This is a genomic window from Parasphingorhabdus flavimaris (assembly GCF_013371215.1).
GTDB classification, from domain to species: Bacteria; Pseudomonadota; Alphaproteobacteria; order Sphingomonadales; family Sphingomonadaceae; genus Parasphingorhabdus; species Parasphingorhabdus flavimaris.
In genome coordinates this window covers 734,476-759,340 of sequence record NZ_JABWMH010000001.1, presented here as the reverse complement: position 1 = coordinate 759,340, position 24,865 = coordinate 734,476, and the positions used below count along the sequence as shown (strand labels likewise).

The 24,865-nt window shown below is 53.8% G+C and carries 23 protein-coding genes; 10 read left to right on the top strand and 13 right to left on the bottom strand.

Annotation, left to right across the window (positions count from 1 at the left end; all coding sequences use genetic code 11):
- Positions 1–2: 2 nt before the first annotated feature.
- A complete protein-coding gene (locus HUO14_RS03715; RefSeq protein ID WP_176278510.1) occupies positions 3–332 on the bottom strand; it encodes a VOC family protein in 330 nt (109 codons plus the stop codon).
- A gap of 185 nt (positions 333–517) precedes the next feature.
- On the opposite strand from HUO14_RS03715, the gene HUO14_RS03710 reads away from it, so the two are divergent.
- The 4 genes from HUO14_RS03710 to HUO14_RS03695 all read left to right on the top strand — a co-directional run bounded on the left by HUO14_RS03710 (position 518) and on the right by HUO14_RS03695 (position 3,091).
- Positions 518–799 (top strand): conjugal transfer protein TraD, encoded by a 282-nt coding sequence (locus tag HUO14_RS03710; RefSeq protein ID WP_176278509.1) that lies wholly within the window; start codon positions 518–520, stop codon positions 797–799.
- A 64-nt stretch (positions 800–863) separates the two neighbouring features.
- On the top strand, positions 864–1,118 hold the full coding sequence (locus HUO14_RS16470) for a conjugal transfer protein TraD (protein WP_176278508.1): 255 nt from the start codon (positions 864–866) through the stop codon (positions 1,116–1,118).
- A gap of 3 nt (positions 1,119–1,121) precedes the next feature.
- Positions 1,122–2,639: a type IV secretory system conjugative DNA transfer family protein gene (locus HUO14_RS03700; RefSeq protein WP_176278507.1), complete on the top strand. Its 1,518-nt coding sequence runs from the start codon at positions 1,122–1,124 to the stop codon at positions 2,637–2,639.
- 5 nt (positions 2,640–2,644) lie between these two features.
- Positions 2,645–3,091 (top strand): YkvA family protein, encoded by a 447-nt coding sequence (locus tag HUO14_RS03695; protein ID WP_425500470.1) that lies wholly within the window; start codon positions 2,645–2,647, stop codon positions 3,089–3,091.
- 82 nt (positions 3,092–3,173) lie between these two features.
- Here the strand turns inward: HUO14_RS03695 and HUO14_RS03690 are convergent, their stop codons facing one another.
- Positions 3,174–3,512, bottom strand: coding sequence for a single-stranded DNA-binding protein (locus HUO14_RS03690; protein ID WP_176278506.1), 339 nt, complete (start codon positions 3,510–3,512; stop codon positions 3,174–3,176).
- A 258-nt stretch (positions 3,513–3,770) separates the two neighbouring features.
- A complete protein-coding gene (locus tag HUO14_RS03685) occupies positions 3,771–4,829 on the bottom strand; it encodes a Fic family protein (RefSeq protein WP_217907896.1) in 1,059 nt (352 codons plus the stop codon).
- 190 nt (positions 4,830–5,019) lie between these two features.
- On the opposite strand from HUO14_RS03685, the gene HUO14_RS03680 reads away from it, so the two are divergent.
- Positions 5,020–6,879: a nuclease-related domain-containing DEAD/DEAH box helicase gene (locus tag HUO14_RS03680; protein ID WP_246255203.1), complete on the top strand. Its 1,860-nt coding sequence runs from the start codon at positions 5,020–5,022 to the stop codon at positions 6,877–6,879.
- 253 nt (positions 6,880–7,132) lie between these two features.
- Here HUO14_RS03680 and HUO14_RS03675 read toward each other — a convergent pair whose 3' ends face one another.
- From HUO14_RS03675 to HUO14_RS03635, 9 genes are all read right to left on the bottom strand, one after another.
- Complete coding sequence (locus tag HUO14_RS03675) at positions 7,133–7,324, bottom strand: hypothetical protein (RefSeq protein ID WP_176278505.1); 192 nt, start codon at positions 7,322–7,324, stop codon at positions 7,133–7,135.
- A gap of 14 nt (positions 7,325–7,338) precedes the next feature.
- A complete protein-coding gene (locus HUO14_RS03670) occupies positions 7,339–7,749 on the bottom strand; it encodes a DUF3768 domain-containing protein (protein ID WP_176278504.1) in 411 nt (136 codons plus the stop codon).
- Positions 7,746–7,934: a hypothetical protein gene (locus HUO14_RS03665; RefSeq protein WP_176278503.1), complete on the bottom strand. Its 189-nt coding sequence runs from the start codon at positions 7,932–7,934 to the stop codon at positions 7,746–7,748. The genes HUO14_RS03670 and HUO14_RS03665 overlap by 4 nt, the downstream gene beginning before the upstream one ends.
- Before the next feature lie 538 nt (positions 7,935–8,472).
- Positions 8,473–12,219, bottom strand: coding sequence for an AAA family ATPase (locus HUO14_RS03660; RefSeq protein WP_176278502.1), 3,747 nt, complete (start codon positions 12,217–12,219; stop codon positions 8,473–8,475).
- The gene (locus HUO14_RS03655; RefSeq protein ID WP_176278501.1) at positions 12,212–12,967 is read right to left on the bottom strand and encodes a hypothetical protein; all 756 of its coding nucleotides are present in this window, start codon (positions 12,965–12,967) and stop codon (positions 12,212–12,214) included. The genes HUO14_RS03660 and HUO14_RS03655 overlap by 8 nt, the downstream gene beginning before the upstream one ends.
- The gene (locus HUO14_RS03650) at positions 12,964–13,521 is read right to left on the bottom strand and encodes a DNA-binding protein (RefSeq protein WP_176278500.1); all 558 of its coding nucleotides are present in this window, start codon (positions 13,519–13,521) and stop codon (positions 12,964–12,966) included. The genes HUO14_RS03655 and HUO14_RS03650 overlap by 4 nt, the downstream gene beginning before the upstream one ends.
- Entirely contained in the window at positions 13,502–16,783 is a 3,282-nt protein-coding gene (locus HUO14_RS03645; RefSeq protein WP_176278499.1) for an Eco57I restriction-modification methylase domain-containing protein, read from the bottom strand. Before HUO14_RS03645 ends, HUO14_RS03650 begins: the two co-directional genes overlap by 20 nt.
- A gap of 2 nt (positions 16,784–16,785) precedes the next feature.
- On the bottom strand, positions 16,786–20,175 hold the full coding sequence (locus tag HUO14_RS03640) for a helicase-related protein (RefSeq protein WP_176278498.1): 3,390 nt from the start codon (positions 20,173–20,175) through the stop codon (positions 16,786–16,788).
- A 503-nt stretch (positions 20,176–20,678) separates the two neighbouring features.
- Positions 20,679–21,764, bottom strand: coding sequence for a tyrosine-type recombinase/integrase (locus HUO14_RS03635; RefSeq protein ID WP_343046044.1), 1,086 nt, complete (start codon positions 21,762–21,764; stop codon positions 20,679–20,681).
- A gap of 3 nt (positions 21,765–21,767) precedes the next feature.
- On the opposite strand from HUO14_RS03635, the gene HUO14_RS16240 reads away from it, so the two are divergent.
- The 4 genes from HUO14_RS16240 (at position 21,768) to HUO14_RS03620 (ending at position 23,719) form a co-directional block, all read left to right on the top strand.
- Complete coding sequence (locus HUO14_RS16240) at positions 21,768–22,088, top strand: hypothetical protein (protein WP_246255324.1); 321 nt, start codon at positions 21,768–21,770, stop codon at positions 22,086–22,088.
- A 183-nt stretch (positions 22,089–22,271) separates the two neighbouring features.
- Positions 22,272–22,703 carry an ester cyclase gene (locus HUO14_RS03630; protein ID WP_176278496.1) on the top strand — a complete coding sequence of 144 codons (432 nt, stop codon included), beginning with the start codon at positions 22,272–22,274 and terminating at the stop codon, positions 22,701–22,703.
- Positions 22,704–22,842: 139 nt separating this feature from the next.
- Complete coding sequence (locus HUO14_RS03625; protein WP_176278495.1) at positions 22,843–23,292, top strand: GFA family protein; 450 nt, start codon at positions 22,843–22,845, stop codon at positions 23,290–23,292.
- A gap of 253 nt (positions 23,293–23,545) precedes the next feature.
- Positions 23,546–23,719: a CsbD family protein gene (locus HUO14_RS03620; RefSeq protein ID WP_176278494.1), complete on the top strand. Its 174-nt coding sequence runs from the start codon at positions 23,546–23,548 to the stop codon at positions 23,717–23,719.
- A 282-nt stretch (positions 23,720–24,001) separates the two neighbouring features.
- Here HUO14_RS03620 and HUO14_RS03615 read toward each other — a convergent pair whose 3' ends face one another.
- On the bottom strand, positions 24,002–24,478 hold the full coding sequence (locus HUO14_RS03615) for a hypothetical protein (RefSeq protein WP_176278493.1): 477 nt from the start codon (positions 24,476–24,478) through the stop codon (positions 24,002–24,004).
- Between the two features lie 164 nt (positions 24,479–24,642).
- Here HUO14_RS03615 and HUO14_RS03610 point away from each other — a divergent pair, with 164 nt between their 5' ends.
- Positions 24,643–24,813 carry a CsbD family protein gene (locus HUO14_RS03610; RefSeq protein ID WP_176278492.1) on the top strand — a complete coding sequence of 57 codons (171 nt, stop codon included), beginning with the start codon at positions 24,643–24,645 and terminating at the stop codon, positions 24,811–24,813.
- The last annotated feature ends 52 nt before the right edge of the window (positions 24,814–24,865 follow it).

The window sequence follows — 24,865 nt, the reverse complement described above, 5'->3', positions numbered from 1 at the left end:
GATCAACCGACCGCAAGCGGCTCCATCAATTCGATCCGATTTCCGAACGGGTCGGCGACATAGACGCGATCATAGCCTTCAAGCGGTTCGTCTGATTGTGGAGAGAAACCCGCGTGCTCCAGTTTCACAATCAACTCGCGCAAACCTTGAACGAGCAAGGCCGGATGAGCCTTCAAGAGACCGCGCTCGAACCAGCAACCTCCACGCTTAGCTAGGTTAGGTGGTTTGGGCGTCTCTGGGATGCCAAGAATGCCTGCGTAGAAGGCGCGAGCGCTTGCTTCTTCGCCCGCTGGCATTGCGAGTTGAACATGGTCAAGTGCGAGCACCTGCATCAGCACCTCCGATCTATTTATATCCTCTCACTTTTAAGCGACGTTGGCAACAACGTATAAGCGCGCACTCAAAATTACTTACGAAATTCTGATGTGACTTGGTTCTTGGATTTTATGAAGCGATTGTCTGAAAGACGGTTTTCGCATATGTTGCGAGTCTAAATGGCAATATACGGAGACACGCGATGCGTAAAGTCCGGGACTATGATGCTGAACTGAAAGCGCTCGCGGACAAGGCGAAGAAGCTCAAGGCGCGAAAAGTCGAACAGCTTGGCGCGCTGGTGGTTGCGACCGGAGCCGACGCGCTTGACCTTGAAGTCATCGCTGGAATGCTTCGCCAAGGCGTGCAGGAAGCCAAGCTCGATTCCGTAAAGGAGAGCTGGCGCGCCGATGGTGCGACCTTTCTCGGCAAGCGCGGGCGCAAAGGTCGTCGCAAAGCTGGTAATAACCAATCGAGCGCTGACTAGAAACCTCGCGGCGAAGCGGCGGGTTGAAGCTGGACAGCGGCGATATGATACAAGGGAGTGGGTGGTGCAGCGACGGGAACGAACACGGCATCTGATCGAACTGGGCGGCCTCGTCCAGAAATCAGGCTTGGTCGAACTCACCGATGATGACCGTGCTACCCTTTACGGCGCGATGCTTGAACTTGCTGGTCGTGCACAAGATGATGATGGCATTAACGCGATGGCGTTGTGGAAGCGTCGCGGCAAGCGGGCGTTTGATTCCGAAAGCGAAGCTGCGCAAGATAAGCCGCTGGCTGATGCGCAAAGCGATGAGGATTGATCGGTGAGTAGCCGCCTTCACGGATGCGCGTTGTTGCTGTTCGCTGGAGTGCTGCTTATCGCTTGGTGGTTGCCGAAAACGCATACCGCATTCTGGCTGATCCTGATCGGTGGCCTTGCTGTTTGGATCGGGGGCATTTACCTCAAGGTCCGGCTCGGTCGCTCCGATACCACACTTGGCTCCGCCCAGTTCGGATCGCGCAGTGACGTGAACGCGCTGGCGAAAAACAAAGGCGATCTGCTGATTGGCCGCGACACATCGGGTCGGTTGCTCCGTTATGATGGCCCCGCCCATCTCATCACCATCGCACCGACGCGCTCGGGCAAAGGTGTGGGCACGATCATTCCCAATCTACTCACCGCCAATCGGTCGGTGGTCTGCATTGATCCCAAGGGGGAGAATGCCCTTGTGACGCTGCGCCAGCGTGAAGCGTTCGGGCCGGTGCATTGCCTCGATCCGTTCGGTATCTCGGGGCAGACAAGCGCACGTTACAATCCGCTCGACCAGCTTGACGCCAAAAGCCTTGATCTGGCCGAAGATGCGATGACGCTTGCCGATGCGCTGGTGTTCGATGAGGCCGAAACCGAAGCGCATTGGAACGAGGAAGCCAAAGCGCTCATATCGGGCATCATCCTTTATGTCGTCTGCCATGATGATGCCGCGCACCGAAATTTGACCAGCGTTCGGGATTATCTGACGCTGGCTCCCGATGACTTCACGGCGTTGCTAACGATCATGCAGGCGAGCGACCGCGCGAGCGGATTGATCGCGCGAGCTGCTAACCGATACCTCAGCAAATCGCACCGCGAAGCGGCAGGCGTGTTGTCGGGCGCGCAGCGGCACACCCATTTTCTTGATAGCCCGCGCATCGCAGCCGTGGTGGGCGGGTCTGACTTTGCCTTTGCCGACCTCAAGGACGAGGTGGCGACGGTGTTTCTGATCCTGCCGCCCGACCGGCTCGATACATATTCGCGCTGGCTGCGCTTGCTGATTGCGCAATCCATCAATGAAATGGCGCGCTCGTCAGCCAAGCCGGAGCGCCCTGTCTTGTTCCTGCTTGATGAATTCGCCGCGCTCGGGCGGCTGCAACCTATCGAGCGCGCTATGGGTCTGATGGCTGGATACGGTCTGCAACTCTGGCCCATATTGCAGGACATCCACCAATTGCGCAGCCTCTATGGAACCCGCGCAGGGACGTTCCTGTCCAATGCCGGTGTGCTGCAAGCGTTCGGGGTCAATGATTTTGATACCGCCGATATGCTGTCGAAGACGATGGGACGCGAAACCATCACCTATGAAACCGGCGGGCAGAGCCAAAAGGATGTGATGCTTAAAGACCCTGAACGGTCGTTGAGTAAAACCCAGCACCTCGCCACCCGCAATCTCATGGACCCCAATGAGATAATGAAACTTGCGTCCGATACGCTTTTGCTAATGCGCGTTGGTGAAAGTCCGCTGATCGTCAGGAAGTTGCGATATTACGCGGATAAGGAATTTGCGGGGATGTTCGATGCGCCGTGAAAGTAATGAACTTAGTCGAGGACATTGCGGACATTACCCGTATGCGCCACTCAAGACAGATGAGTGAGCTTGGTACGATGGAACGCCTGAAAGTTTGGGCACGCAACTTAAAGCGTGACGTGATTGCGCTGTGGTTGGCCGCGCGCGACCCTCGCGTTCCTTGGTATGCCAAGGCGCTCTCTGCTGCGGTCGCCGCCTATGCGCTTTCCCCCATCGATCTTATTCCTGATTTTATACCGATACTTGGCTATCTCGATGACCTATTGATTGTGCCGTTCGGCATATGGGCAGCGGTCAAGCTCATCCCCGAACCGATAATGGCCGACCTTCGTGCGAAGGCTCTTGAGCACCGCAAACCGACGTCAAAAGCGGGGTTGGCTGCCGTCGTATTCATCTGGCTCGCTGCGATTGCGCTTACCGTCTGGTTTTTTGGCCTGATGGAGCGATGGTAATCCGCTAATGCCAGCTTTCCACAACTTGTCTCTTTTGGCTGTGATGGAAAATGCGGGGCGGCATAGCCGCCCCGCTGGATGCTCATTCGCCAGCTTCTCCGTCGGCAGGCCTCCCCTTGGCTTTAGCGAGGATTGCAAAACCGTCCGCGATCAGGTCAACCGAGTAACGAGTCTGGCCTTCGACCTTGTAGCTCGACTGACCGATGCGCCCAGTGATTCGGACAAGATCGCCGATGGTGGTTTTGGCGAGCCGATCGCGCAATTTGCCGAACAGGGTGACGCGATGCCATTGCGGATCGGACTTCCATGTTTCGCCTTCGCGGCGGTTGTAATTAACGGCTACCGAGATGTGGGTGACTTTCTCGGCTGCGTCGATCTTGCCTAGCCGTCCGATGATGTGAAATTCTACAATATTCTGCACTGGTTTTCTCCTGATTGAGTGTCAGGCGAAATGTCCTGACGGACATAGAAAGGCCGCGCTCCGCCTGCGCGCAAGCCAAAAAACGGAGGCTCCATTCATGGAAACCGTAGGCGTGAAACGCCGGTTTTTTGCTTGCGCGTATGAAGGCGGTGCAAGCGGCCAATTTCCGTCAATCAAGGACAAGTGTTGATACGCGGTCGGGATGCTTTGTGTGGAGTGTGAATTCTTATCGTTGGCACTTGATATGCCGATGCCCGGTCAGACGCGGCTGTAATATGTCGCTTTGCCGCTACCGTGCTGGACAAGGTGGTTATCCGATACCAGCATCTGCAAATGCTTTTTGACCGTGTTGCGGTTTGCGCCCGTCACTTCCACAACCTGGCTGTTGGTGATCCGCCCGTGCGCTTTCGCTAGTTCGAGAATCTGCACAGAGAGTTCGGGCAACCGCTGGGTCATCAATCGTTCGCGTTTGATCTTAGCCTCAAGTCGCGATTTCTGCTGCCGAAGTGACTGGAGGAAATAGATGATCCACGGCTCCCAGACTGGCGCGTCGCTGCGGATTGTGCCCTGCGTCCGGCGAAGCCCCAGATAATAGCCTTCCTTGCTCGCCTCGATCACGCTTTCGAGTGAGGAATACGGCACATAGACATAGCCGCTGCGTAGCAAGAGCAAAGTGGTCAGCACCCGCGACAAGCGGCCATTGCCATCCTGAAACGGATGGATTTCGAGGAAGACGACGATGAAAATCGCTGTGACAAGCAGCGGATGAAGCTGCTTTTGGTCCAGCGTCTTATTCACCCACTCGACCAGTTCCACCATCAATCGCGGTGTATCGAACGGCGTAGCCGTCTCGAACACAACGCCGATTTCCTTGCCCTCGGCGTCGAAGGCGCTGACATGATTGGTGTTGGTTTTGTAACTGCCGCGATGACGCGCATCCTTGCTGCTGTGCGCCAGCAAGTCGCGGTGCAATTGTTTGATGTGGTTCTCGGTCGGCGCAATTTCATCGAACGATGCGAAGATGGTTTCCATCACTTCGGCATATCCCGCCACTTCTTGCTCATCGCGGGTGGCGAAGTTTTGAATTTCAATATTGGAAAGCAGCCGCTCAACATCGCTGTCTGACAGCTTACTCCCCTCAATCCGCGTCGAAGAGCCGATGCTTTCAATCGTCGCCACGCGCCGCAGCGCCGACAGGCGATCAGGCGCAAGCGTTCCCAAAGCGCGCCATGCGCCTTTGAACTCATCGATCTCGGCAATCAGCGAGAGCATTTGCGGCGTGATCGCCAACGAGGCTATGTTGATAGGCATATCCATATTTATACTCATAAATATCCATAAATGCAATCGCGCATGTAATAGGTAGTGACGTATCTCGAATTATCGAGTTAGGGAAACTGACACTGCGCGATGCCGCTGATTGCTAAATCGCTTGAAATGTTTCGCCGTCAGTTAGAGTAGAGTGATGAGTTAAATATTGACTTCATAATGCGAAAAAGGACGGCGCTTGGAAAGAATAATTTCTCCACCATTGTCGGAGCTACCAAAGTTACGCCAACCGTTGACAGCGGGTGAAAAAATGGTGTTCGACTTGTTTTCGAGTTCGCTTGATCCTGAATGGGAAATATACATTCAGCCTCATCTAAATGGTCTGCGACCTGATTTTGTGCTGCTGCATCCACAGATAGGTATTGCTGTATTCGAGGTGAAAGACTGGGATCTTGATGCGATGGAATATTTCGTTCGCCAAGGTCCTCCGCCGAAACTCTGGGCGCGTAAAGACGGCAAGGAGTTTTCTCGGCAGATGGATAATCCCGTCACTAAAGCGGAATATTACCGGGAAGCGATATTCAATCTCTATTGCCCAAGGCTAACAGCAAAGAAGGGCTTCGGGGCAATTACCGCTGGGGTAATTTTTCCTTTTGCAGACAGGAAGCGCTTGCGCTCGCTTTTTGACCCTTTCCTCAAGCACGAGGATAATGAGCAGCTTGCTCGGTACATGACCATCAGTGGTGCGAGCGAGATCAGGAATAGGGACATCAGCCATGTGTTTCCAGATTCAACTCGCAGCCATTCGGTTTTGATGCGGCCGGAACTCGCCGAAGATTTGCGTGGTTGGCTAGTGGAACCTGACTTCTCCGTCACTCAACGCCGCCCGCTGGTTATGAACGCGCATCAGCGGCAACTGGCTAACTTCCGAACAGATACTGGCTTCCGGAGGATTAAAGGTCCGGCAGGATCAGGGAAATCACTTGTTCTTGCTGCACGAGCGGCAAGGCTTGCAGACGAAGGTAAGTCGGTTCTCGTGGCGACCTTCAATATCACCTTATGGCACTATCTGCGTGATTTGATCGTTCGCGATTTACGGAAAAAGCAAAGTTATCGAAACATCGTTTTTGCCAATTTTCATAGCTGGTGCAGAGACATTTGCGAGCATGTAGGTTGGTCTGATCGCTACGATGACCTATGGAAAGGTAGCGACGCCAGCATCGTTATGAAAACGTCGTTACCTAACTTGGTTTCTACTATCGCCGATGAGATGCAAGCACCTACCTACGATGCGATTCTTGTCGATGAGGGGCAGGATTATCAGCCGCTGTGGTGGAATACATTACGCCGCTTCCTCAAGCCCGGTGGTGAAATGCTTATGGCTGCCGATGCCACACAAAACATTTACGGTACGGCGGACGATTGGACCGACGATGCAATGACTGGCGCGGGATTTCGAGGGAACTGGTCAAGGCTTGATGTCAGTTACCGGTTGCCTCCCGAAGCGGTTCCTCTGATTCGTAATTTCGCTGATCGTTTTCTGCCAGGAACGGAGATCGATCTACCACTGCAAAATCAGGGCGAATTCGATCTCGCTCCATGCCGATTGCGTTGGGTCCAATGTGCGGCTCCGCAGTCGGCCAAAGCCTGCACAGAAGAACTGCTACGAATGATGCATTTCACCGGAACAGGAAATCTCGCCAATGCTGATATCACCTACCTCGCTGCCGACGTTGCTAGCGGTAGCAGTGTCGTTGAAATGCTAAATGATCGAGGCGTCAAAAGCGTTTCGACTTTTGCCGAGGACGTACAGGAGAGGCGGCGACAAAAAGTGGGTTTTTATATGGGAGACGCCCGCATAAAGGCCACGACGCTTCACAGCTTCAAAGGATGGGAGTCGCCATCACTAGTAATCCATGTCGGAACCACGACTGATGCTGGAAGTATCGCGCTTATCTATACCGGCCTAACGCGACTCAAAAATAGCAGCCTAGGTAGCCGCTTAACGATCATCAGCTCGTCACCAGAATTTCTCGAATATGCGAAAACTTGGCCGAATTTCACTGATATTACTAACAAAGTCGATCAGTCGCATTGAACTATTTTTGGCCAAGCAAAAAACTTGCGCGCCGCGTTGTCGGCGGGTCTTGGGCATTTGCTAGTTTCGCGAACTCATAGCCGAAAATGCGTCACTACCCGTAATGCGACCCATAAATATCCATATCTTTTCGCTCATCGGCGCGGCAGCCATAAGCTGACGCGCCGATTGAGGCCGAATGCAAAGGCAGTCGGCCTTGGCCCGTCCCGCATGGACGGGCCGCGAAAATACATGGCTGGCGATGCAATCACGGTTAGAACATTTCAATCTGGTCACGCATCGGATTCCAAAATCCGATGTCGAGCGGCTTCTGCTCGCGGTGGGGCTGCATCGGCTGCTCGGCAAGCCAACCAAGCCGCTCACCTATGCTAACCGGCGCAACGCCGCCCAACATCATCTGGTCAGGGTCAGAAAGTGTGATGGTGGCAAGGTCTTTGCGTTTCATGGCTCTGGCTCCGCTCAATATTCATCGGACAGCATGATTGTCAGAACGCGCCGCGTGATGGCTGGATTGGCAGCGTCTTCGCTGGCAAACTCCAAGTTGCGGTCGTAATAATCCAGTTTCCAGAACACCCGTTCGCACTCATCCTCTTGGCTTCGCGGGCGCTCGGTCGTCCAGCTTCTATCGCGAAGCTGGTAAATCGAACCGAAATCGCGCTCGCCGTGCGGGTCATTGTCGTCGGTGAAAGCATCAAAGGTTTCAATAAGTTCGCGCACCTGTGACTGGTCTGCATCCGGCAGCGACCGGAATCCGGCGGTGGCAACAGGAGTGCAAGCAACGCCCATTGCTTGCCGTGCAAGGTCGTTCAATCGGGCAATCCGCGCCGTTTGCTCCCGCGCTGCGGCACTGTTCTCAAGGGCGGCGCTCATCGGACCACCCCCCTGCGGGTTTCGCAAATCAAAACAAGCGCCCCGAAATCCTCGCGTTCGCCAAGCCGCTCGGCAATCTTGCGCACACAGGCCAGCGGCAAACCGTTCTCGTTGGCGATACCGCGCAGATAATCGTCCCGCGTTTCCGCCCCGCACTCACGATACATTAATTGTAAATCACACATTTTCTGCCTCCTCTTGGCTGAAAGCCGCAAACGCCTTGCGACATGCGGCTCTGCCTTCCGGCGAGGATGGGAGGGGGAGGGAAAGCTGAATCGTTGCCCTTGGCGCGGGCCAGCGGGCGAAGCCCGCCACACGGGGGTGACTATTCTGCTTTGGGAAACGAGAGGGCGAAGCCCTTGGCGTTCCCAACAATAAAGAAAACGGAGCCGGTTAGGCTCCCACAACCGCAACGCGGCACACGAACGGCACCCTCGCAACGGCGCGTCGCCGCCGGATGGTGTGCGCGCGCAATTGTGCGTCAGCGCCCATCGGGCAAGAAGAGAGGCGAGAGTGCCAGCGGGTTAGACAAAAAAGCCACGCCCTCAGGAGCGCGTAGCGCGGGACAGAGCGCGACCTTAAAAAGTCCCGCTCATTATCCCACGCTCCTGATCGTCACCCGAAGGGCCAAGACTACAGGCTTGGTTCGCGTAGGCGAATAGAGCGGGTTGCCGTCAGGCAGCGATCACAATTCAGCTATATGTTCGCAAAAAGCATTCGTAATCAGATTTCAAGAGCTGCTTCAATTCTAATTTTGACTTCTGCAGCATCGAAGCCAGTGACCTCGGTTGTAGTTAGCAGTCCAATCGCTGATTGGCTTTCCTCAACTGGCAACACACCCATTTTTCGGTACCAAAGAAGCTTCTTTTCCCAACGGCTTTTGTAGTCAGGCCGGTCAAGCATACCTAAATGCTCGATCAACAGGCGGCGACCGCTTTCGGCGTCTTCCACCGTGAAATCAGGATATCTTAATGTACCATCGCGCCCGACAAAGGGCTGCTCGTAGCTATATGGAACACCCATACTGTCTAACAAATTTGCGATGATGACTTCTGACTTTGATCGAACAAGCTCACCACGAATGGTTCGGTGAACCAAACCTTGTTCCAAAAACGCGGTTCCATGAGAAACCAGCGACGGCTTTGTGAACAGGTTAGTGAGGCGGTGCGCCGTATCTGAGTTTGCGGCATCAGACATTTTCATCAATTCGCGAATTTCGCCTTGATGAAAAACAACTACTTCCTGTTGTTGACGCGTTAACGCCGTGTAGAGAAGCTCGCGTGACAAAAGCCGACAAGGGTTTGGAATGACCACGAATGTTGTTCCAAACTCGCTCCCTTGCGACTTGTGAATCGTTAGAGCATAGGCAAGCTCAAGACGGTCGTTGCCGTCTTCAGAAAAGTCTGATCCGGAAAAGCCAAATTTCTGGCCGAGCTGCGTTGAAAACTCGACCTCAAGCTTCCATGGAAGTTTCTTAGGCTTCCATTTGGTCCCCTTGTATTGACCAACGGCTAAACCAATCTCGCCGTTCGCAAGATAGGCGTTTGGATCTTCTGGGTAAACGTCGAAACGCCTACCGTTAGAAAGATTGATGACCTTGTCACCATAGAGGATGCCTTGGCTTCCCATTGCCTTTGCAACCTTGCGATATCTTGGGTTTTCTGGCTCCGCCCAAGAACGCACCGAATTCCGAAATAGCCTTTTTATCCAGCGATTCATCCCATCGACGCCAGTCTCCCCTCCACGAAGAGGTGCAAGAATTTGCCAACTTTCAGTATTCGCTCCGCCGCCATTTCGCTGTCCGTCAACTGCGCGAGACTGCGAAAAATAGACTCGACCTCTAAACTCTGATCCGCCGAGACTGACTTCAAACGCGGTCTCATCGGACCAAGATGGGTCCGCATCGCGTCGGACATGTGCAGTTAATTCTACCAGCAGTTTTTTGTGAAGGTCCGCATCTCCATCCCATTGAACCGCACGAACGCCTTCGGCTTGTCCAGAAGACAGCCTATCCCAAATTTCGTCCGCTCCGGGGTCAGGCGCTTCTCCGGAAAACCAGCGTGAGAGCAGTACACCGTCCCCACCCGTTTGGCGGCGGACAATGCTAAGCTCAGCAAGACCGGGGGCTGGCTTTGCGTCACTTTCGCTTAGGAGCGTGATGATATCGACAAAGGGACGCCCCGCTCCGATTGGAGGTAGCTGGCGGGGGTCTCCGACCAGCACCAGCCGCTGCACGGCGGCAGGGTCAAGGGCATCGAGTGTCGCAGCCAGTTGGTCCTCTGTGAGCATAGAGGCTTCGTCAATAATGACAGTGGAATAACCATTTTCGCGTGGTTGTTGGCCCGTTACAAAATAACGGAAAGATTTGCCGTCATAGCGGCCAAATTCTGACAAAAACTGTGCCAACGTATAGGCCTTCACGTCGCCAGCCTTTTTCTGCATTTGAACGCGAGCCTTGCCCGTTGGCGCGAGTAATAAGACACCACCTTGCTTGACTGTTGGAATGGATAACAACGCCTGCAACAAAGTGGTTTTTCCTGTACCCGCTGGACCGATCAACGCGACAACGCGCGACCGGAAGACCTCTTCTAAGGCGACAGCTTTCTCATTCCGGGCAGCCTGTTCCTCAACATCATCTGCTTTTGCAGGATCAGGGATGACTTTATCGATCAGTGCACGCCAGTTTTCGCTAATGTCATGGCGCATCCCTTTGAGGCGCTTGCGGATACGAGCGCTGATAAACGTCCGCGCGTCTGCATAGCGATCAAGCTGCCAAGCTGGGCTTCCAGAAGCATCGTCAGCTTCCGAAAGGACGGGAGCAAGCTTGTCACCAAATGCTTCGAACCAATCGCTGCCAATGGGACATGCAGGTGCTAATTCCGCGTCGCGAATCCGGTTCACAATCCATTCTTGCGGCAACAGCGTGTGCCCTTCGGTCGTGGCCTCTTCCAAAGTTTTGAGAATAAACGCTCTGCCACGTCTGGGGTCGATCGGTTCCGGGCAGGCTGAAGGATGCGGAATAGGAATAGCTACTTCGATCTGGGGGTCTGGGAATACCCCCCTATCAATAGTGCTCAAGGGAATGGCATCGAGCCGACCGCGATCCATTTCATAGCAAAGATAAGGATTGGCCAGTATCTGGCCATCTTCGATGTTTAGTCCTGCTTTCTTACGAACCTCATGTATCCACCATCGTTGCGCCTGTTCTTTAGAGATTTCAAAACGGGCGAGCAATTTCAGGAGGGCGCGCCGTTCGGGCTGAAGTTTGTCCCACAGTTTTACGATGACTGGACCAACGGATTTCCTGAGATCGGCAGGGAGTTTCAGCGGGTCACGCAATACAGAATCAACGAGTGGCCAAGGATCACGCACTTCTTCCTTGCCATCGGCATGTAGCAGCCTACCCACTTCGTGGGCGATGAGCGTACCATTTTCCAGACCCAGCGCGCTCAGGGCCGAGCCGAGGCCGGGGAATGCCCCGCGTAGTCGCCATAGACGATTGAGTTCCGCGTCGATCCAGCTTCGCGCTTTGTCCCATGCTCCGGGCAACAGGGCTTCATAGCGCGCGACCACATTTGCAGCGGACAAAAGAACCGAAACAGCCTGGTCGTGGCTGACATGCTCCGAACCCATTGAGAAAGCATCCCAATGCTCCTCCGAGGCATGGAGCACATAGAGCGACGGATCAAAGTCCGCATCACCGGCAGCGAGTTCTAACAGCTCTTGATAGGGCAACAGGAAGCCATCGCCGATTTCAGGCCGGATCGAATGACTGACATTGCGTTCCCAAACCATGGACCGCAAAGCATCGTCGTGCCGGTCTTCATAGGCATATTCCGTTGGGCCGCTTACCCCGGTTACCCGGCCTATGCCAACGATCACCCTGCGCGGGTCATCGGTCAAAGGGGTCCGCTTGGCATAGAAGAACACCAACGATTCTTGCGGATTGATCGCTTCGAAGAACGTATCAAGCATGACGAGTTGGTTGGATCGCTCCTGCACCCAGATACTGTGAAAGCCGAGGTCTGGTTCGCGTTCCGGGCGAAAGCCGAGGCCCAAGCGGTCCGCGATGGCTGGAATGCCAGTCTTCGCTTCTTTCATCATCCAGGCGAAGGGGACAGCGGATGCGGAGCGCGGGGCATGGCGAAAAGTTGTCGTGCGAAAATGGGTGTAGAGCGCATTGTTCTGCCGCGCATAGGGATGGGGAAAGCGCCGCTCATAGGCGGCTTCGGACATGAATGCTCCGCGCTCCGCCGCGCAGGCAGGAAGACGCACGCCGTCTGGATCAAACATTTCACCGGCGTTCTCGTTTTCCCATTCGTCATCGCGGGTATCGCCGATGCGGGGTAGAGCGATGCAATAAGTATTTCCAAGCGGGTTAGAGCAGACTTTGCCGTTCCATCCGGAATCATGCCAAGGCACGCGGACTGAAAGGTGTTTCATCGGAAGTTTACGTGCACCTTCAATCATTTGTTCCTGCCTCTCGATCTAACTTAGGCCGTTGAAACCCATATTCGGCTTCCAGCATGTCCACGACCTTTAAAAGCGCGCGGTATATGCTCAGTTCATTCGCGCCGAATTTGTAGTGGCCCGTCACAAGTTCTTCATGTTCCAAATCGGCGGTTCGCGCTCGCCTTTTCTCTTCCTCACCTTTGCGGATGTATGTGACGGGGTATCGAAATGAGCGACCTTCGCCGTCCCATTCACCCCATGAGCTGTAATTCTGGATGTTGGCGTTATAGCATTCCTGTCCGATGATATCCTCCATCCGAACGAGAAGGTCGCGGATTGGCTCGACTTTTTCTCGCGTCCGCTGGATGTAGCGATAACCGTCAATTGCCCGCTTCACCTCGTCTAATTGTAGGCTGTACCAATCGTTTTCGGCAGCGGCAGACTTCACGAAGCCGTCGAACGCATCAGAAGGTATGTCGTCCGGGGGCAGCGTTTGGAGTTCAGAATAAGCTTCAACTTCTTCTTGAACGAAGCCTGCCCGGCTTTCCCATGTGTCATGAAATTCCATCGCCTCGGCCAAAATATTAGTTTGGACTGGTAACGCGGCACCATACTCAATGGATTGAACAGCCAAATAACCGCCGGCTTCTTCATCGATGTAATAGTCTTGCATCTCAGAATCATCGGGCCATTCGGTTTTGGCACCTTCCCGAATTTCCGAGAGCACCTCGGCAGGAATCGCCGAAAAATTTGGATTGATGGTCATCGTTCGTTTTCCAATACGCTGATGGGCTTTGCGCCCATGATGATCAAATGGGCATTGCTTGGCGATTGCATGGTGAAAATAGGGAGGCCCATTGTTAAAGCTTCAGCAGCAAGGATTTCGGTTTTGCCTCCGTTTGATGCGTGGGCGAAAAGGACGCTGCTGACTTGGGTGAGGATATAGCGATTGCGCTGTTCTGACGTGCTGGAAGTAGTTCGTTTTACGCTGGCCGCAAAAGGGGACAGGATTAGGGCACGGCCCTCCTTCTCTGCTATTCGCAGCGCAGTAGGCAGACGTGCTCCTTCGACCGCACGTGCAAGGGTATGAATGACAGGTGCTTTTCCGCGCAAAAGAATGCGGAGCACGTCGCGTTCGACTTGGGTGTGAAAACCGCTAATCACCGGCGGATTATTCGGGCCGCGCGCATTGGCCCAATCTTGCGCTTTTAGGATCACATCGCCGGGACAGGACTGCGAGCAAAAGAAGGCGATGGGTTGGCGCGCGAGCAATACGGCGCTGCCAAGGTGGGACGGCGGATCAATGGGGGTCATCTTCATGTGCGCCCATGCGGTATTTGATATCGTAGTTGATGATGAAATCTGTATCTTCGTGCGACATCCCAACAATTTTTGTAAGTACCATGTCTATCTGATCAATAATATCTTTCGATTTTCCAACGAAGAAAGTTTGTAAATGTATCAGGCCAGTTGCCTTTTGATTCCTTGTGCGAATTTCCGAATTGTCGCGAAGACTGGCGTTCAGCTCATCGGACAGTCGATCAATTTCTGAACGTAATGGTTCAACTATTTTATCCAGCGAGAATGGAAACATCCCGATATCACGATACCCGCAATGAAACCCGTCGCCATGTGCGCGCCAGTACCAATAAAATAAGGACGAATTTAGGACGGCAACGAAAGGGTCAATCATCGTTTTATCTAGGCCAAGAATCTTGAAGTCGTCCGAAGTTGTGATGGTTCCGTCGGCTTTCTTGAAGTAGGGAGGAAATTTAACAGCTTTTACAAAATTATTGACGATCCGATGAGCATAGATTGGGGTGCCACCTGCACGCGTTGTTTGAACTGACAATGGCTTGCCAGTTAGACGCTTCAAGATAGCAGTTTCACGCGATGAACCGAGCCGTGGCAACCAACCCAGTTTTCCTAGACCAGAGGTTTCCGCATATTCGAGTCCTTCAATCAGAGAAGGACGTTCTTGCTGAAACCAACGGAGGTAGCGTGTCGTATGAAGGGTAGGTTGAATTCCAGAAGGGTTGGCAGCGATCACAATACTAACACGCTGGGCTGCGCCTTCAAATGCGCGGGCGGGGAAGACGTCGAAAGTTGAAGCCCATACTTGGGAGTTAGCCAACAGTTGACGCTGCACATCTGTCGTTCGTTTCGTGCACATGACTGAGATCGGCACAATTAGACCTGTATAAGTATTTGCAGATGCAATTTTGTGTTCATGTTCGACAAATAACCCGTAAAGATTTCCGCCAGAGGCCGTTTTGTAGCCTCTTGGAATGTAGTCGGCTTTGACCTTTGATAGCTCGATGTATGGCGGGTTTCCTACGATCACATCAAACCCACCGCCGTTGATGATTCCGTAAAACTCAATCAGCCAATGGAAAGGCTTGTGGCTATTTTTCCAAATCTGAAAATTTGCAGAGGCGGCAAGATCATCATCTCCGATTTCAGGGACATCGACGCCATAGTCTTTAGCGAGAAAACGGTCGAGCTGGCTTTCCAATGCGGTCAATCGGCTACGCAATTCGGATTTATGATCGACTTCTATTCCGCCATGCAATTTGGTTTGCTGTTCACGGAATAAGCGGAAAGCTTGGTCTAGGTCTTGCGCTGCTGCTTCAATCTTGCCGGCGCGGTCATCGAAATCTAAGCCATTGGCTTCAGTTGCCTTTTTCACGTCGGCAATGGAAGTATAGCCAATGAGCGTATTGCCAGCTCGAATGTTGAAATCAATATCGGGCAGCGGTTCGATCTGGTCCGGGCTTTCAAGCTGTGACGCCAGTTTCAGGAACAGACGCAGCTTACAAATCTCCACGGCCTCGTCCATAATATCGACGCCATAGAGGTTGGAGATGATAATCGATTTATAGATGAAATAGTCTCGGTTGGGATGCTGCGCAATTTGTCTTAACACGTCGCGGAAATCTGAATAAAGCTGACCACGCCCGCCGCCGCTATCTGGGGCAGAGGCAACGAATTGCTCCATACGCTCAAGGCAAGCGTCATAAAGGTCATATTGGATATTGAGTGCCGCAAAAAGGAACGCGCCGGAACCACAGGCGGGGTCCAATATCTTGATCGCCGATATGCCTTTCCAAAATGCCCGCACCAGATCGGGGCTTTCGGCATATTGGATTACGTCGCGTGCAAACTGGCGGATATCGAGATTGTGGGTAATGAAGTTGTCAATCCGCGTTATCTCGCCTCCTGCCGCCTTGGCGCGAATGGTTTCATACCGTTCGCGCCGCGCCACAACCTCCCGCCAGATTTCAGTAGGTAGACCGAATTCTCGCGGTGCGGTTTTGTTCCAGTCGGTGCGTTGCGCGACATCATCTATGCCCGCCGCAATGTTGTCGGGAAGGGCAGTTTCAGTGCCGTAGCGCACCGATTTATAGATATAGGCATCGGGATTTTCCGACAGCAACCGCCAGACATAGCCGTGCGGTTCAAACGCAACTTTGTCATGGCCGGTTGCGGACTGAAACAACCAAGGAACAACGGTGTTTTTGGTAATATAATCGGTGATGTCTTCCTTGGTGTAGTAGGCTCCCATCTGCTTCTGATTGATATATTTTTCAAATATATGGCCGAGAACGTCGGGGTTGATCTCTTTGCCATCGACCCGCTCGATAGGCCGGGTGTCGAGCGTCCATTCATATTGATCGAAGAAATTGAATACACTTTCAAACGCGGCATCCGCGATTTGAATGTCGTTGCCGTCCGCTTCCAACGCATGGGGTTCAAACAGACCGCCATTGAGATAGGGAATACTGCCCAGCATCGCCGCCGTATCAGGATCCCGTGCGTCCACCGCCGTTGCCAATCCGCCGTGAAACAGTTTCAGCAGGAATACCCGGTAGAAACTGTGGAACTGATCTGCCCCTTTCGCAGCCCGTACCTGTTCCAGCCGGTTTTTCAGATAATCAATATCGCCGTCCAGAAACCGCTTTTTCTGAATGAAATAAACAAACATCAACCGGTTGAGCATTAATGAGGCATACCATTGCCGGTCGGTCGCACTGGCCAGCCCTTCAATGAAGCCAAGGAATTGGTCATGCTGCTGTTTGAACGCTTCATAAAAACGTTTGGTTATTTTCTCGCGGTCAAAAGCATCGCGCATTCGCAATGTGGTTCCAGCGAGGGTTAAGCCCTCCTCCTCACTAAGTGCGAAAGCGATGTGGTCGAGCTTTTGAATTAGTGCATCTGGCGCGCTGCTGGCAAGCCAAGTATGTTCTCGGAAAGCAGCGGGCTTGCCTTTTTCGCGAGCGACCCATTGCCAAATCTGCTTGGTCTGCGCGGGGTCGGTAAAAATTATTAAATGCTCAAAGGTGAGCTTGGTTATCTCGCGTTCTATCCGCTGGCGCGTATTGCGTTCGGGGATTGCCGCGCAATGAAATATGCGGACGCCACGTTTTTCGGCAACGGGGTTCAACGTATATTGCTCACCGGCAGCATCAACCGTTTCTGCTTGGCGTGAAACGGGGCGATCCCAGCCAAGTTCGTCAATGAACAGCGTTGTAAAATCAAACGCCTTTAGATGGGTTGATGCGCGAGCCTTGTCGATTGCCATATTCAGCCCTTCAACCCCATTGAACAGATAATCCGCATTTCATTGTGCTTGTCGTCCTTGTCTTGCTTCATGCTCAACCTCCCGTCAGCGCGAAAAGCGATAACCATTTCCGCCAGTTTAAAGTCACTGATTCCGGTTTTCAGTTGCCGATTGAGGGCGTCAATAGTGGATTGAAACAGCGGTGTTTCGTAAATATCGGCCATCGCCTTTTCGACATCACGAACGAAGTGATCGGTCACGAACAAAGTTCGTTCGTTCCCCTGATTTTCAAGGAATCGTTTCAGACGGTCATAGGTTTTAAAGCGCGCACCCGATGGTCGCCCAAGCGCACCGTGCGTCGTGCGCTCCTCCTTCATCAAATACTCTACGCCCTTGGCTACAATTTCATGGTGAAAGTCGGTGCGCTCAAGCGCTGGTTCTTGAGGGGTGCACTCGGCAGCACGAAGAATCGCAAGTGGGGATTGGGTAAGAATTTCGCCTTCCCGGTCCATCCATGCCAATGAGTCATTGTCGTCAGGGGTGCGGATATAGACAAGCGCGCCCTCTTTCGCATTTTGCACGGGCGGGGTTGCCTTGGTAGCGAAAACAACTTCTGGCATGTCCTCGACAAGTTTATTAAGTTTTGGATTTGCTTTTATGGCGTTCTGCCAAATCTGAAAAGCGTGTGAGGCGAGATCAACCTCACCATCGTCATCTCCGTCAAGAATACCGGATTTTTCGCTGTAAAGGTCTTGTATTGGGTTGTCTTTGCTATCGCCTTCAAAGAAGGCCTCGTCAGAACCCACTACTTCCTGATTTTCTTTTAATCGTTCTCGTACTCGCGCCCGAAGGCGAATAATCCGCTCAACACCGTCGGCGGGCAGGAAAGAATAGCAATTGATCGTGTCCGCCTGCTGCCCGATGCGATCAACGCGGCCTGCGCGTTGAATTAGCCGGATGATGGCCCAAGGCAAATCGAAATTGACGATGGTGGCGCAATCTTGAAGATTTTGGCCTTCAGATAATACGTCAGTTGCCACAAGAATGCGTAATTCGCCCTCTGCTTGGGCCAATCTTTCCTTCTTGTTCGATCTGGGGCTGAAACGCCATGCCAGTCGGGTGGGGTTTTCGGATTGCCCGGTAACAGCGGAAATTGAAGTGATTCCGGCTTTGACAAGCGCCTCTTCGAGGTAGCGCGCCGTGTCTGCGAACTGAGTAAAAATAAGTAGTTTGTCGGTTGGGTGATCCACACAAATAAGGTCGATCAACGCCTTGAGTTTGGTGTCGCGCGCCTCATTCCAAGGGCCGCAGATACGCAGCGCTTCACGTAACGCATCGACATCTGCTTGCAGGTCGGTTTGCAAGGTAAGTTTGAATAACGAGGCGTTTAGCCATTTGAAACGACGCTTCTTGGTATTTGCATAAACGTCGTAAATTGCACCGGCCTGCTCCCGTAATTTTTCAAGCTCGTTAATTGCAATAACGGCTTCGGCTTCGCTATCGCTATATTCTCCATCGGCAAACAGCGTTCCTGCGGCCTCAGAATCAGCGTCTTCATCTGATCCATTCAGCAATTCAGCATCCTGCGATCCGATGGGTACCGGCAGATCATTTTCGAGTGCGTGTAAATAAACCAGATTGCGCATTATGTGTCGTTGCAACGATTGGATAAAGGCGGGGCCACCGCTTTCGAGCCTTTTGAAAAGGTTCGTTTTGCAGAACCCCATAAGCCGGGTTCCCGCTCTTCCGAGGCCGTCCATGATTGTGTCTTCGGCAGGCGTCGGCGGATGCGCGGGGTCGAGGTTCAAATAATTCGCGAGCCCATAACGCGGCAATGTCAGTCCATCGACCGCCGATACAACGGCGTCTGAATATGCTTTGGCGTAAGGGTCATTAGAGTCAGCGTCATTGATCTCAAACTTGACTGATTTGGGCTGGCGCACCGGAAAGTAAGAACGAGTTCCATCGGAGAAGGTGATGAACTTGCGACCGTTTGTGTCATCGGTTTGCGCATAATTTTGCAGAATGAAGCCGCGCGTCCGGCGGATCATATAAAGACGCATTAGCTCTCGCCAGTCGTCTGTCTGGTCACTTTTTTCGAAAGCCGGAATCGAGCGGACCGCGCATTGATGTTTGCGGACGAACTCAGTTTCTCCTCCGATGGCCCGTATCATCGCTTCTGGGCGAACGCCTATATCTTGATCGTCCTCAATGAAAAGCCGGAGCTGTGAGGACAAGTCAATGAATGATTTATTGTAGGGTGTAGCGGATAGAAGGATGCACTGGCTGTCATTCGAACGGATATAATCCTCAATGACCTTATAGCGCTTGCCTTCGCGATTGCGGAGATTGTGGCTTTCGTCGATAAGCACGGTTCGGTAGCGGCGTAGTTCCGGCAATTCACTTTCGACCCGCGAAAGCGATACGATCTTGGCCGACAGGTTGTAGGTTTCGACATAATCATCCCACATTTCGACTAGATTTTTCGGGCATAGTATGAGGCTTCGCCCGTCGCTATCCTCCAAAATCTTCAACAGCGCAGACGCCATGATAGATTTGCCCAAACCGACAACATCTCCAATCACGACACCGCCGCGTTTATTCAAATGATGCGCAGCCACCTTTACGGCGCTGGTTTGAAAGTCGAACAACTTGTCGCCGAATATCGCTGGTATCTTAAACTCCGATTGTCCAAGCCGCGCTTCTTGGGCGAGGTGATAAGCGATCTTCAAATAGACGTGATAAGGCTGAACGAGCGTCTCACTTGCCCAGCTTTCTTCTATAATTGTCGCCAATTCATCTGAAATGTCGATGCACCAGCGATCATTCCAGCGATTGTCAAACCAATCTGCCAACTTGTCGCAAGCATCATGATCCATAACATCAACATTTAATTCGCCCTGAAATGCCAGTCCCGCAAAAGTAAGATTACTGCTGCCTACAAAACCAACTTTTGGATTCACCGGATCGGGACGATGAAGAAGATAGAGTTTGGCGTGAAGTGGATGGCGGAGGAAAAGTTTGACGACAACCTTCTTACTGCGGATTTGACGTGCAAGCCGTCGCAATCCAGCTTCGTCATTGTTGGTTGGAGTGCCAAGGGCAAGCTGCGCCCTGAATTCTTCCGCCAATTCTTTTTTTAATTCTAGCGCACGGGCATTGTCTATACCTTCATCATGATAGGCTTTCGCAAGTTTTTCACGAATTCCTCTTTCGGGAGATTTGTGCATTCCAACAAGTAACCTGCAAGCACTGCCGTTTTCGCCCGACCATGACTCAATATATTTATCAATTTGACGCCAACCTCGCAGATTGAAGTAACCAACGCAGAAGTCGGCGCGTTCAGATACCGACAAAACTTTACTCAGTTCAGGCAGCAAAGTATTGTCAATGTTATCAAAAATTCTTGGCATAGATTACTTACTCTGGATATTGCGTTGAGACCTTACCTAACAGCGCGAGATGGATTGTAGAAGCGAGATCATCGTTGCAATGTCGTTTGTATGGAAATGGACAAAAGCTCTCCGAGCTTTTCACGGCCAGCGCGACGGCCGAAGCCCAGATATATCGCGGTAAAAAGTCACGTCCTTATCCACTTTTTATTCGCCAGCGGCGAAGCGGAATTGAACGCAGTAGAGCGCTAAGTTGGGGGTGAATCGAGGCTCGTCTCCCCTGTTTCCCAACCCTGCTTGGCCTATATCCCGATCAAGTGCGCCAGCGGCGCATCGGGATATAGCCGAAAAGGCTTACATAGCAGGGCGCATTCAAACTTGATGCGCCACAGGTCTGCCAAGCGCGCTACACCGATTCACTCGAACAAGAATGCCAGCGGCATGTCGGCGAATGGTATTATTTAGTCCACGCTGTAAATCCCAGCGCGACGCTGTTATTATGAGAACCGATACGAGGCAAATGATCATACCCTCCGCGTTCGCGTCCGGCGAACGGGCTTTGCTGCGAGCCGGGCCTTCGCCCCCGCCGACGCTTGGGCTATGCTGTCACTGTCAGCAATATCGGTCATCATCGGTTCCCATCCGCTCATGCCCTGCAACACGCGGTCGGCATGTTTGATGGTATTCACATGACCATAGTGTTGCTCGATCATTTTGACCGAAGTGCCCATCTGCTCGGCGAGGATATAAACGTCGACACCTTCGCTAAGGCGGAAGGTGGCATAGGTGTGCCGGAAGCAATAGGTTGAACGCGGTGTTCCGTTTGGTCCAATTTTGAGTTCCGCGTGAGTGAGCAATTTCTCAACGGCATCTTCAAAGAGATATTTGGCGGGCTTGCCGCTGATGATTGTGAATACCGGATCATCAGGTTCCGTAGCTTTTGAGATCGCGCGGATGCGATCAAGATAATCGCCCACACTCTTGGGTGCGACCAGCTTGCGTGATTTGGCTTTGCCTTGGACGAACAGCACAATGATTTCTTTGCCGTCACGATCCTTGGCGGGCATGATGTCACGCCAGCGCAAATTCTTGGCCTCGGGCGGGCGCATTCCGGTGTTGCACATGATGAGCATGAAATTGTAGCACATGGTGCGCGACCATGTGCCGGGCGCAGTCGTGGCCTTTTTGATCCAAGCGCGTCCCGCAGTATGCAGCTTGCGATATTCCTCCAGCGTGAATTCATCACGCCGCATGGTTTTGAGTTTGGGCTTGCTCTCGAAGCGCTGGTTCGCTGGGACGTAGCGTTTGCGAATGGCAAAGTTCATGGCCGCGTTGAAAGCGCCCATTTCAAAGCTGATAGTGGAATCGCTGATCTGTGCGCGATGCCGTCCCTTGCCATTTTCGCGCCGCCAAGTCGGATATGCTGCCCAGCGGTCTTGACCCACTAAATGAATCTGTGTGCTGCCGACATAGCGGTCGAGCGCACCCAACAGCACATTTTTGAGATTTTTGACGCGCGCTTGGGAAATCTCGCCCGTATCAGCGCGGCGCTGCTGTACAGCGATAAATTCTTCCGCGACTTGGCGGAAGGGCCGGTTGAATACCGGCACGTCATGCTTGAGCCGAAAACGAACATCGGCGTCGTGATCGAAAGCGCGGTCGCGCGCGGCATCCCGCTCGGGCGTCCCCAATGCAATGGTCTTGTATCGGTCGTCCTTCGGCAGCTTTATCCGGCAGTAGAAATTGCGATGCGCAACATCGCCACGCCGGAAGATAATAAGTCCGGGTTTGAGTTCTTCCTTATCGGTGATAAACGCCATCGCCATGCTCCACTGTGCAGAATCCGTGCAGATTGGCGGCGTAAGTCATTGATTTGCCGTATCTGTGTAGGCTCTGTGTGGATGTTTATATATGTTTTTGTTGTTTATTCATAGAACTTTAGTTAGATACTCTCATCCTGAATTTGTTTCAGGATCCCGCAAGGCAAGCGCGCAATCGAGGGAGGTCCTGAACCAAGTTCAGGATGACGAGTGCTCCCCCCACCCGCTACAAATCCCGATTGCATTCCCCTCGCCCCTGCGCGAAACCCTCTCCGACAAAACAAGGGAGAGAGAAGAATGACTGACCTCGAACAGGCGCGCGTGAAAATCGTGCGCGATCATATGGCGCTGGAGATCACCCATGAATGGGATGCGGTGATCGATACGTTCGCGCATCCGCGCTATGAATTATACGGCAATGGCACGGTGTTTGACGGCGAGGAAGCGGTGCGCAAATATTTCGCGATGTCGCGGACGCCCTTTCCCGACCAGGCCAATGAAGTGATCGCGATCGGCGCGGCGGGCGAGCATGTCGTGCTGGTCGAATTCTGGCTGACCGGCACGCATCTCGGGCCGCTGACCGTGGACGGGACGGTGATCGAGCCGACCGGGAAAAGCTTTCGGGTGCGGATGGCGGCGAGCTTTGAATTTGCGCCGGGGACCGACCGGATTATCTGCGAGCGGGCTTATTTTGGCGAGGGGATGATTGCGAAGGAGTTGGGGTTGTGAGCGCGTAAACATCCTCGGACAAGCTCAGGCCTGAGTCTCAATCCAATCTTGATTGCCCCTATTCGAACATTACCCCATGCAAAAGCAATCCGCTTTATGATATCCTCCTCCCAACCTACCAACAACAGGAGGCCCCATCATGACCACCCCCCAAAACACCCCCCGCCAGGGCCACTGCCTCTGCGGTGCCGTCACCATCACCGCGAAAAACGCCGCCAGCCATGTCGATGCCTGTCATTGCCGGATGTGCCGGCGCTGGGGTGGCGGGCCGTTTGTCGAGATTGATTGCGGGACCGACGTGCTGATCAAGGGGGCGGACAGGATATCGGTCTATCATAGCTCCGAATGGGCGGAGCGGGCCTTTTGCGCGGACTGCGGCTCGCATCTCTTCTACCGGCTGAAGGACAGCGGCGAGCATATGGTCTGCGCCGGGCTGTTCGATGATGCGACCGACAAGGATGCGTCCCTGTCGCTGCGGCGGCAGGTGTTTATCGACGAGAAGCCGTCTTATTACAGCTTTGCCGGGGACAGCGAGATGCTGACCGGGGCGGAACTGTTCGCGATGATCGAGGCGGGGCAGCAGCCCTAGGCTCCGCGCAGCCGCCCGGGCGGACGATGCACCAAGGGCCATATTGGTGACCATCCCGATCCGCATTATGCTTGTGTTTCACGCGCTCGGACCCAGCGGCAGGCATTTGATGTCGGCGGCCATGTCGAGCGGCGGAGGAAGACGATGAGCGGGCAGGCAACCATGTGGCGGCTCGTGCATTGGTTGAATGAGCGGGCATGATGTGCCGCAACCAGATAAACGGGCCGGCTGACCGGCCAACGAGGAGAATATCATGAGCGAACTGCTGGACAGGTTGAAGGGCAATGTGAACGAGGCGGCCGGCAAGGCCAAGCGGGACAGCGACGACCCCGAGACCCGCGCCAAAGGCGCGGCGCAGGAAATCAAGGGCAAGGCCCAGCAGGTCAAGGCCTCGCTGAAGGCCGAACTGTCCAGCGATACGAAATAGATTTACCCCAAGGCGCTGCCCGGTCTCCCTTGCCCCCCAAGGGCAGCGCCACAGCAAAAGCCGGCCCTCGCGGGTCGGCTTTTTTTTGGCAATGGTGGTGGGGGCTGTCCTTCGACAGGCTCAGGACGAACGGCGTTTATTGTCCCGGTTTATCCTGTCTGCAATCGCCCCCGACACCCGTTCGTGCTGAGCTTGTCGAAGTACGGGTGGTAGGCGCTGCTGTGGCCTCACGGACGCTGTCCTTCGACAGGCTCAGGACGAACGGAGGGGCTGGCCGCCCGTTTATGGCGCGGGGTCGACCTTGATGCTGGTGATCAGCGGGAAGTCATCGCTCATCACAGTGCCTTCATTGTCATATTGTTCGCCGAGGCCGAGCGTCACGGTGGCGCTGCGGCCGATGAATGCGGGGGGCATGGCCTGTTCCTCGAACCATGCGATACAGGCGTCAACGCTGCAGAGCGCGCTCCGGGTTTCGCCGGCTGTATCCGCGTCCGGTGCGGGAGCGGCGAGGCTGTAGTCGAGATAGCAATTGTCGCCGCATTCAAAGCCCCTGATGATGACCTGCTGGGCCGCCCCTGCCCGTGTGACATCTTCATCGGGTTTCGATGCATCCATCGCGCCTTCGCTGCTGTCGCTAGCCGGTCCGGCGGCGGGCGCCTCGCTGGCCCCGCAGGCGGCGAGCGCCAGGATCGCGGCGGTGATGAGCGGCATTTTGATCAGACGGGACATCGCTTCATACTCCGGTTGGCTGGCGGTCATCCTGTACCTTTTTTGCCGCCCCGTCCAGCGGCGCGCCAGCCCGTTGCAATTTAGCGCCGACCTGCCGCAACCAACCCGGGTTTCGCGCATTGGTTACTTGTGCAGGCGGCGACGTCTGCTTCCCCCCCGGACCGGTAATCCGGCCACACAGAAGGAGCATCAAAATGGGTGAACTCGTAGACAAAGTAAAAGGCAATGTGAACGAAGCCGTTGGCAAGGCCAAACAGCAAAGCAATGACCCGGAAACCCGTGCCGAAGGCAAGGCGCAGGAAGTCAAGGGCAAGGGCCAGCAAACCAAGGGCGCCATCAAGGGCGCGCTGGGCGACGATATCTAGTCCCCTCCCTGAACGTCGGCGCTGCTCGCTCCCCATCCCCCCTGCCCCCCAA